1 protein-coding gene is annotated in these 1,298 nt (G+C 72.6%); it reads right to left on the bottom strand.

The window, feature by feature from the left end; translation table 11 throughout:
- The coding region (locus ON39_RS33965) for a GAF domain-containing protein (protein WP_040740358.1) at window positions 1-1,298 on the bottom strand (1,298 nt) is incomplete at both ends.

Genomic DNA, 1,298 nt, shown 5'->3' with positions numbered 1-1,298 from the left:
CCGCGATGGTCGCGGCGGTCTCCAGCCCCGCCGCGAGGTCCTTCGCGACGTCACGGGCGGTCGCCGTGGGGTCCGTGCCCGGCAGCAGCAGCACGGTGTGGTCGCCGCGCGTGGTGGCCAGGCCGTGGCGCGACAGGGCGTAGCCGGTGGTCCAGGACGCCGTCCGACGCTGGTCGCCGTGGTCGACCACGACGAGCACGTGGGGCTGGGCGAGGTCGAGGCGCAGCAGCCGCGCCCGGCCCGCCAGCGCGTCGGCGGAGGGCACCCGCTCGTTGAGCAGGTCATCGAGGAGTTCACCGCGCACGCGGCCCTCGACCTCGGCGATGCTGCGCTGGAACAGCAGCAGGAGCGCGGTGACCAGGGCGGCGCGTTCGAGAATCCGCTGGTCCGACGGCGACAGGTCGTGCGGGTAGTGCAGGACGAGGGTGCACAGCGGTTCGCTGCCCGCGCCGCCCGGCGCCGCCCACAGCTGCTTCATCTGCACGGTTCTGCCGAGTTTCGCTGCGGTGGAGGAGATTTCGTCGACAATATCCTCGTCGTCCAGGGATTCCGATACCGGAGCGCCCGCGACGGCGATGCGGCGACCGTCTGCGTCCAGCACGAGCAGGGCGCCGCCGAGAATGTCCGCGGCGACCGCGGCCACGTCCTCGACACCGCCGCCCCGAACGACGAGATCCGTCATTCGATCATGTGCCCGCGCAGCACGTTCCACGGTGTCGTAGTGTGCGCGAATGGCCTCGTTGGCGGCGCTGAGTTCGGCCAGCGCGGTCCTGGTGTCAGTGAGCAGCCGCGCCGAGTCCAGCGCGATGGTCGCGTGCGCGGCCAATGAGACCAGCAGCGCGATCTCCTCGGGCGCATAGGGTCTGGCGGCGCGGTGCGAGGCGAACAGCACCCCGATGACCCGGTCGCCGAGCTTCATCGGCACGCCGAGGATGGCGACGATGCCCTCCTCCCCGACCGCGCTGTCGATCGCCTCGGTGTGCCGGAAGCGCCGGTCGGCGAAGTAGTCGGCGGTGCAGTACGGCATGCCCGTCTGTGCGACGAGCCCGCCCAGCCCGGCCCCCATCGGCAGACGGCAGGCCCGAAAGGCTTGCGCGCCCGCCCCATCGGTGACCCGCATGTAGGTGTCGTCGCGCTGCGGGTCGGGCACGGTCAGGTAGGCGACGTCGGCGTGCAGCAGCCTCCGCGCGCGGTGCACGATGGCCCGCAGTACCGCGTCGACGTCGCGCAGGGCGGCCAAATCGCTCGCGGTGTCGAACAGCGCCGCCAGCTCCGCCTCGCGGCGCGCCCGGCGCTCC

Origin of the sequence: Nocardia tenerifensis NBRC 101015, from assembly GCF_000308715.1 — a bacterium.
In the GTDB taxonomy this organism is placed as follows: Bacteria; Actinomycetota; Actinomycetes; order Mycobacteriales; family Mycobacteriaceae; genus Nocardia; species Nocardia tenerifensis.
This window is presented reverse-complemented; position numbering and strand designations above follow the sequence as displayed.